This window comes from Streptomyces sp. MZ04 (assembly GCF_004684775.1).
Taxonomy (GTDB): domain Bacteria; phylum Actinomycetota; class Actinomycetes; order Streptomycetales; family Streptomycetaceae; genus Streptomyces.
Map to the genome: position 1 here is coordinate 24021 of NZ_SRIC01000065.1, position 7892 is coordinate 31912.

Sequence of the window (7892 nt, forward strand, 5' to 3'; positions counted from 1 at the left end):
GCGTGACGGGACCGAGCACCACCACCGCTCCCCGGCCCACGGCGAAGCCGCACACCGCCGCACCGCGCCTGCGCACCCCGCGCCGTCACACACCCGGTCGCCCCCGGCGCAGCGTCCTGCTCACCGTACTCACCGGCGTCGTCCTGCTCTACAGCCTTGTGCCGCTGGTGTGGCTGCTGATCAGCGCGACCAAGACGCAGCGGGGCCTCGCCGGTTCGTTCGGCCTGTGGTTCGACGGGGACTTCGCCCTGTGGGACAACATCACCGAGACGCTCACCTACCAGGACGGCGTCTTCGTCCGCTGGCTCCTCAACACTTTGCTGTACGTGGTCGTGGGCGCGGGCGGCGCCACCTTCCTTGCCGTACTCGGCGGGTACGCGCTCGCCAAGTTCGACTTCCCCGGCAAGCGGGGCGTGTTCGCGGTCGTGATCGGCGCGGTCGCGGTGCCCACCACGGCGCTTGCGGTCCCGACGTTCCTGATGTTCAGCGAGATGGGCCTGACCGACACCCCGTGGGCCGTCATCGTCCCGTCGCTGATCTCACCCTTCGGCCTCTACTTGATGTGGGTGTTCGCGACCGAGGCGATCCCCACCGAGCTGATGGAGGCCGCCCGGATCGACGGCGCGAGCGAGCTGCGCACCTTCTTCAAGGTCGCCCTGCCGCTGCTCGCGCCCGGCACCGTCACCGTGCTCCTCTTCACCACCGTCACCACCTGGAACAACTACTTCCTGCCGCTGATCATGCTGAAGGACCCCGACTGGTACCCGCTGACCCTCGGCCTGGACACATGGAACAAGCAGGCGTCCACGGCCGGCGGTGAGGCCGTCTTCAACCTCGTCATCACCGGCTCGCTGCTCACGATCGTGCCGCTGATCGCCGCCTTCCTGCTGCTGCAGAAGCACTGGCAGTCCGGGCTAGCCGCCGGAAGCGTCAAGGAGTAGCCGCCGCACGGCAGTTCACGCCCGTTCCCGAGCACCACCCCGCACAGTCCCGAGCACCCCCTGAGGAAGTGGAAGCATCGCCATGCCCAAGCACACCCGCCGCCTGCTGCGCGGCACCGGTCTCGTCTGCGCCCTCGTCCTCGGGGCGAGCGCCTGCGGCGGCTCCGACGACGACCCCGGTCAGAAGAAGGTCGGTTCCGGCGACATCCGGGCCGCGCTGAAGAAGGGCGGCACCGTCACGGTGTGGGCCTGGGAGCCCACGCTGAAGCAGGTCGAGGCCGACTTCGAGGAGAAGTACCCGAAGGTCGACGTCAAGATCGTCAACGCGGGCACCAACAACGACCAGTACAAGGCCCTGCAGAACGCGATCTCCGCGAAGAAGGGCGTCCCCGACGTCGCGCAGATCGAGTACTACGCGCTCAGCCAGTACGCCCTGACCAAGTCCGTCACCGACCTGTCCGCCTTCGGAGCGGACAAGCTCGCGGAGTCCTACTCGCCGGGCCCGTGGAACGCCGTGAAGAACGGCGACGGCATCTACGGCCTGCCCATGGACTCCGGCCCGATGGCGCTGTTCTACAACAAGAAGGTCTTCGACAAGCACGACATCGCCGTGCCGACGACCTGGGACGAGTACGTCGAGGCCGGCCGCAAGCTGCACAAGGCCGACCCGAAGGCGTACATCACCAGCGACGTCGGTGACGCGGGCCTGACCACCAGCCTGCTCTGGCAGGCCGGTTCGCACCCGTACAAGGTCGACGGCACCAAGGTCGGCATCGACTTCACCGACGCGGGCGCCAAGAAGTACACCGACACCTGGCAGCGGCTCATCGACGAGAAGCTCGTCGCGCCCGTCACCGGCTGGAGCGACGACTGGTACAAGGGCCTGGGCGACGGCACCATCGCCACGCTGCCCATCGGCGCCTGGATGCCCGCCAACTTCGCCTCGGGCGTGAAGGGCGCAGAAGGGGACTGGCGTGCCGCACCGCTGCCGCAGTGGACCAAGGGCGCCGATGTGAGCGCCGAGAACGGCGGCAGCTCGCTGGCCCTTCCCGAGCTCGGCAAGAACAAGGAACTCGCGTACGCCTTCGTCGAGTACGCCAACTCCGGTGCGGGCGTGCAGACCCGCATCAAGGACGGCGCCTTCCCGGCCACCACCAAGGACCTCGGGTCCAAGGCGTTCCAGGACACCGAGTTCCCCTACTTCGGCGGCCAGAAGGCCAACAAGATCTTCGCCGAGTCCGCCGCGAAGGTCCCCGCCGACTGGAAGTACCTGCCGTACCAGGTGTACGCCAACTCGGTCTTCAACGACACCGTCGGCAAGTCCTACGTCTCCGGCACGAAGCTGACGCAGGGCCTGAAGGCGTGGCAGGACTCCTCCGTCAAGTACGGCGGCGAGCAGGGCTTCACCGTCGAGAAGTAGCCCCCCGATCGCACTACTGGAAGGACCTGCATGACCACCCCTCTCACCTCCCGTTTTCCGTACGCGAAGGGCCCCGACGGCAGCCGACGGCTCGGTTACGGCGCCGACTACAACCCCGAGCAGTGGACGCGGGAGGTGTGGGAGGAGGACGTCCGGCTGATGCGCGAGGCCGGAGTGAATGTCGTCTCCCTCGCGATCTTCTCCTGGGCCCGGCTCCAACCCACCGCCGACACCTGGGACTTCGGCTGGCTCGACGAGGTCATGGACCTGCTGCACGCGGGCGGCATCGGCGTCGACCTCGCCACAGCGACCGCGTCCCCGCCGCCGTGGCTGACCACCGCGCACCCGGAGATCCTCCCCGTGACCGCGTCCGGCGAGACGGTGTGGCCGGGGGCGCGGCAGCACTGGCGGCCCACGTCGCCGGTCTTCCGCGCCCATGCGCTGCGCCTGGTACGGGAGATGGCGACCCGGTACGCCGGCCACCCGGCCCTGGTGGCCTGGCACGTCAACAACGAGCTGGGCTGCCACAACATCCACGACTACTCCGACGACGCCGCCCGCGCCTTCCGCGCCTGGCTGCGTGCCCGCTACACCACCCTCGACGGCCTCAACCACGCCTGGGGCACCGCCTTCTGGTCCCAGCGCTACAGCGACTGGGAGCAGCTCCTGCCGCCGCGCCTCGCGGCCTCCCACCCCAATCCGACGCAGCAGCTGGACTTCAAACGGTTCTCCTCCCACGCGCTCAAGGAGTACCTGTGCGCCGAGCGGGACGTGCTGCGCGAGATCACCCCGGATGTGCCCGTGACCACCAACTTCATGGTCATGGGCGGCACGAAGGGCATGGACTACGCCGACTGGGCGGGCTCGGGCGCCGTCGATTTCGTCGCCAACGACCACTACGTCGTGCCGGGCCCGCAGGACCGTGACGAGCTGTCCTTCTCCGCCAATCTCACCAGCGCCCTCGCGGATCACCGCCCGTGGTTCCTCATGGAGCACTCCACCAGTGCCGTGAACTGGCAGCCCGTCAACCTCGCCAAGCGTCCGGGCGACCTCGCCCGCGACTCACTCCTGCACGTCGCGCACGGCGCCGACGCCGTGTGCTTCTTCCAGTGGCGCCAGTCGGCGGCCGGTGCGGAGAAGTACCACTCGGCGATGGTGCCGCACGCCGGTCCCGACAGCGAGGTGTTCCGGGCGGCCGCCGGGCTCGGACGGACCCTTTCCGTGCTCGCTCCGGTCGCGGGGACGGTACGGGAACCGGCGCGTGTCGCCGTCCTCTTCGACTGGGAGTCGTGGTGGGCGAGCGAACAGGACTCCCACCCCACCTCCCTGCTCGACTACCGGCAGGAGGCGCTCGACTGGTACTCGGCGCTCCTTGCCGTCGGCGTACGCGCCGACATCATCACCACCCGTACCGGCCTCGAGACGTACGACGTCGTGATCGCCCCCGTCCTTCACATGGTCCCCGCGACGCTCGCCAAGGACCTCACCCGGTACGCGGAGGGCGGCGGTCACCTGGTCACCACCTACTTCTCCGGAGTGGTCGACGAGAACGACCACATCTGGCTCGGCGGCCACCCGGGAGCCCTGCGCGAGCTGCTCGGCATCCGCGTCGAGGAGTTCGGCCCGCTACTGGGCGACGACAGCGCCGACCTCGACAACTCCACCACGGGCACGGTGTGGACCGACCGGATCACCGTGACGGAGCCGGACGTGCGCGTACTGGCCCGCTACCGCACCGGGGCGTACGCGGGGCGCCCCGCCGTCACCCGCCGTACGACGGGGAGCGGTTCGGCGACGTACGTATCAACTCGCCTGGGCCGGGCGGGACTTGCCTCGCTGCTGCCCGAGCTGCTCACCGCGGCCGGGGTCGAGAGCGAACTGCCCGAGGCCGCACGGGGCCGCGTCGAACTGGCCGTACGCCGAAGTGCCGACGCCCGCTTCCTCTTCCTGGTCAATCGCACCGACGCCCCGGTGCCGCTGCCCGGCGTGCGCGGCGAGGTCCTCACCGGCGACGTAGGCACCGAGGGCGAACTCGTCCTGCCGCCAAGGGAGATCGCCGTGCTGCGCCGCCCCCTCACCACCTGACCCGAGCCACCTGACCCGCACCACCTGACCGCGCCACCTCTCTGACCGCACACGAGTTGGGAGCACACGATGGCACCACGGAAGAGCCGCACATCACGTCATCTCCTCGGAGTCGTAGGGATCACCGCCCTGGCCACCACCGCCACACTCCTGGCCGCCCCTTCGTCGACGGCCACCGCGGCGGACTCCGCCGTCACCGTCCGGCCCGACCCCTCCGTCCAGCAGGAGAAGTTCGAGGGCTGGGGGACCAGTCTCGTCTGGTTCGCCGACGTCACCGGCGGCTATCCCGAGGAGATCCGCGAGAAGCTGGCGAGCCTCCTCTTCGGCGACGAAGGCCTGGCACTGAACATCGCCCGCTACAACATCGGCGGCGGCAACGCCCCCGACGTCAAGGACTATCTCCGCGCGGGAGGAGCCGTCGAGGGCTGGTGGAAGGCCCCGGACGGCACCACACGCGACGACGTCGACTGGTGGGACGCCGAGGACCCGGCGGACTGGAACCCGAAGGCCGACGCCACCCAGCGCTGGTGGGTCGACCGCATCAAGGGCGACATCGACCACTGGGAGACCTTCAGCAACTCACCGCCGTGGTTCATGACGAAGAGCGGCTATGTCTCCGGCGGCTTCGACGCCAACGCCGACCAGCTCAAGCCGGATTCGGTGGACGCCTTCTCCGCCTATCTCGCGGGCGCCACCCGGCGCCTGGAGCAGGCGCACGGCATCAAGGTCGACACCATCGACCCGTTCAACGAGCCCAACACCGACTACTGGAAGACCGAGTTGGGCCCGGACGGCGAGCCGGTCGGCGGCCGTCAGGAGGGCGCCCACATCGGACCGGACCTCCAGCAGACGGTCATACGCTCCCTCGCCCCCGCCCTGAAGGAGGCGAAGACCGGCGCGCGGATCTCGGCCATGGACGAGACCAACCCTGACCTCTTCGCGCAGAACTGGAACGCCTACCCGGACGACGTACGCGATCTCGTCGCGCAGATGAACGTCCACACGTACGGCACGGGCGGCCGCACCAAGGTCCGTGACCTCGCCGAGGCGGCAGGCAAGCCGCTGTGGATGAGCGAGGTCGAGGGCGACTGGGGCGACGGCCAGTCCTTCACCGACATGCGCCCCGGCCTCGGCCTGGCCCAGCACATGGTCGACGACCTGCGCGAACTCGAGCCCCGTGGCTGGGTGTTCTGGCAGCCGGTCGAGGACTACGACAACATGAAGCCCGGCGGGGAATCCGCCAAGGGCGGCAACTGGGGCAGCATCCAGCTCCCGTTCAGCTGCACCTCCGAGGACACCCTGGAGAGCTGCCCCGTCCGGACGAACACCAAGTTCGACACGGCCCGCAACTTCACCCATTACATCAAGCCCGGCGACCGGCTCATCAAGGTCGACGACACCTCAAGCGCCGCGGCCGTCTCCCCGAAGGACGACGGTGCCACGGTGGTCCACGTCAACAGCACCACGGACAGCCGGACGGTCACGGTCGACCTGTCCAAGTTCCGCCGGGTCAGCGGAGACGCGACGGTCACGCCCGTCGTGACGAGCGCCGACGGCAAGCTGGAACGGCGCGACCCCGTCGCGGTCACCGACAAGAAGGCCGTCATCAAGGTGCCCGCACAGTCGGTGACGTCGTTCGTCATCGACGGCGCGACAGCGAGGCGCTGACCGGACGGACGGCCGGTGCGGTCGACGTAGTCCTCGTACCGTCGGCACCACGGTCCTCGTACGCCTCCCGCGCATCGAGCAACTCGTCCCAGTGCGCGGCCGCCCACGCACACGCCGCGTACATCGGCTCCAGCATGCTGCGGCCCAGTGGCGTCAGCGCGTACTCCACCCGCGGCTGCGGGTCCTCGTACACCGTGCGGGACACGAGCCCGTCGCGTTCCAGGCCGCGCAGCGACTGCGTCAGCACCTTCGGAGTGACGCGGTGCAGCGGCACACGGAGTTGGGAGAAGCGGCGCGGGCCGTCCTCCAGACAGCGGATGACCAGGGCCGCCCACTTGTCCCCGAAGCGGAACGGCAGCAGCGACGACGGGCACAGCTCGTCGAACATGTCGGGAGGCAACGGCTGCAACGACTGCCGGTACGTCATGGAGATCTCCTGCCTCGCGCCGATCGCCGGCGGTGTCGCGGTATCGCGGTATCCAGGTGGTAACCGCCCGCACGGATACCTTCCGGAGCAACGACTCACCAGGAGGTATTCCGACGATGAGCAAGATCGTGATTTTCGGTGCGGGCGGCCGTGCCGGTCGGCAGGCAGTCGCCGAGGCGCGCCGCCGTGGGCACGAGGTCACCGCGGTGGTGCGCGAGCCCGCGCGCTACAGCGGCCCGACCGACAGTGGCGTACGGATCGCCGCCGGCGACGTCACCGACGTGGCGGATGTCGCCTCCCTCGCGCAGGGCCACGACGCGGCGATCAACGCGGCCGCGGCGTACGGCGAGGGCACAGACCCGGACGCGTTCTTCCGGAGCGCGGCGCACTCCCTCGTCACGGGCCTGCGCAAGGCCGAGGTGAACCGGCTCGTCTCGGTCGGGCTCTCCACGCTGCTGGCGGGCCCGGACGGGACCCGGCTCCTTGACGCCCCCGGGTTCCCCGCGGAGTTTCGGCCCTTCTGTCTGGCTCACGCCTCCGGGCTGGAGATTCTCCGTGCCGAGGGTGGCGCACTGGACTGGGTGTATGTGAGCCCGGCCGGCGACTTCGACCACGAGGGCGGGCGCACCGGCCACTACAGCGTGCGCGAACACGGCGACATGGCGGCCCGTATCTCTTACGCCGACTTCGCCCTCGCCCTGCTCGATGAGGCCGAGTCCGAGACCGGGTCCGAGTCCGAGACCCCGCGGCACCACCGCGGCCACCTGGCAGTGACGTGACGGCGGCTCATGAGCTCCGCCCGGCGGTCGGGGCGGGGGCCGCCGGCTCGGCGGTCAGGTCGAGGAGGAGCATGGCGTCGTGGTCGGGGGTGCCCGGTTCGGCGGTGTAGGCGCTGAGGCGTTGGCCGGGGGTGCCGTCGAGGTGCATGCTCTGGCCGCTGAGGGTGAGGACGCCGACCGTGGGGTGGTGGAAGGTCTTCTGGACCTTCTTGCGGCCGACGACGTCGTAGCGTTCCCACAGCCTGGCGAAGTCCGGGCTCTTGAGGAGCAGCTCGCCGACGAGGCTGGTGAAGTCGGGGGCGTCGGGGTTGGTGCCGGCCTCGGCGCGCAGCCGGGCGACGCAGGAACGGACCAGGTTCTCCCAGTCGGGGAACAGCTCGTGTGCGGCGGGGTGGAGGAAGAGGTAGCGGGCCAGGTTCCGCTGCTTGACGGGCCAGTCGGCGAGTCCCGCGTACAGGGCGAGGCCGCCGGGGTTCCAGGCGAGCAGGTCCATGCTGCGGCTGACGATGTAGGCCGGGTTCGGCCGCATGGTCTCCAGGATCAGCTTCAGGTGGGGGCGGACCGTGCGGCTG

5 protein-coding genes and 2 pseudogenes are annotated in these 7892 nt (G+C 69.7%); 5 read left to right on the forward strand and 2 right to left on the reverse strand.

What is annotated here, in order from left to right; all coding sequences use genetic code 11:
* The first annotated feature begins 2 nt into the window (after positions 1-2).
* From E2651_RS16500 to E2651_RS16515, 4 genes and pseudogenes are all read left to right on the forward strand, one after another.
* Entirely contained in the window at positions 3-941 is a 939-nt protein-coding gene (locus E2651_RS16500) for a carbohydrate ABC transporter permease (protein ID WP_135331899.1), read from the forward strand.
* An 82-nt stretch (positions 942-1023) separates the two neighbouring features.
* Positions 1024-2361 carry an extracellular solute-binding protein gene (locus tag E2651_RS16505; RefSeq protein ID WP_135331900.1) on the forward strand — a complete coding sequence of 446 codons (1338 nt, stop codon included), beginning with the start codon at positions 1024-1026 and terminating at the stop codon, positions 2359-2361.
* Positions 2362-2391: 30 nt separating this feature from the next.
* Positions 2392-4446, forward strand: coding sequence for a beta-galactosidase (locus tag E2651_RS16510; protein WP_135331901.1), 2055 nt, complete (start codon positions 2392-2394; stop codon positions 4444-4446).
* Positions 4447-4515: 69 nt separating this feature from the next.
* A pseudogene (locus tag E2651_RS16515) lies at positions 4516-6102 on the forward strand (glycoside hydrolase); the annotation flags it as partial.
* On the opposite strand, the gene E2651_RS16520 reads toward E2651_RS16515, so the two are convergent.
* Positions 6086-6541 (reverse strand): helix-turn-helix domain-containing protein, encoded by a 456-nt coding sequence (locus E2651_RS16520; RefSeq protein ID WP_135331902.1) that lies wholly within the window; start codon positions 6539-6541, stop codon positions 6086-6088. The pseudogene E2651_RS16515 and the gene E2651_RS16520 overlap by 17 nt on opposite strands.
* Positions 6542-6657: 116 nt before the next feature.
* Here E2651_RS16520 and E2651_RS16525 point away from each other — a divergent pair, with 116 nt between their 5' ends.
* Complete coding sequence (locus E2651_RS16525; protein WP_135331903.1) at positions 6658-7320, forward strand: NAD(P)H-binding protein; 663 nt, start codon at positions 6658-6660, stop codon at positions 7318-7320.
* A gap of 7 nt (positions 7321-7327) precedes the next feature.
* Here E2651_RS16525 and E2651_RS16530 read toward each other — a convergent pair.
* A pseudogene (locus E2651_RS16530) lies at positions 7328-7892 on the reverse strand (transcriptional regulator); the annotation flags it as partial.

Excerpts from the sequence above, each read along its gene's own strand:
- E2651_RS16505 (WP_135331900.1), top strand. The coding sequence starts at position 1,024 with ATGCCCAAGCACACCCGCCGCCTGCTGCGCGGCACCGGTCTCGTCTGC.
- E2651_RS16510 (WP_135331901.1), top strand. The coding sequence starts at position 2,392 with ATGACCACCCCTCTCACCTCCCGTTTTCCGTACGCGAAGGGCCCCGAC.
- E2651_RS16520 (WP_135331902.1), bottom strand. The coding sequence starts at position 6,541 with ATGACGTACCGGCAGTCGTTGCAGCCGTTGCCTCCCGACATGTTCGAC.
- E2651_RS16525 (WP_135331903.1), top strand. The coding sequence starts at position 6,658 with ATGAGCAAGATCGTGATTTTCGGTGCGGGCGGCCGTGCCGGTCGGCAG.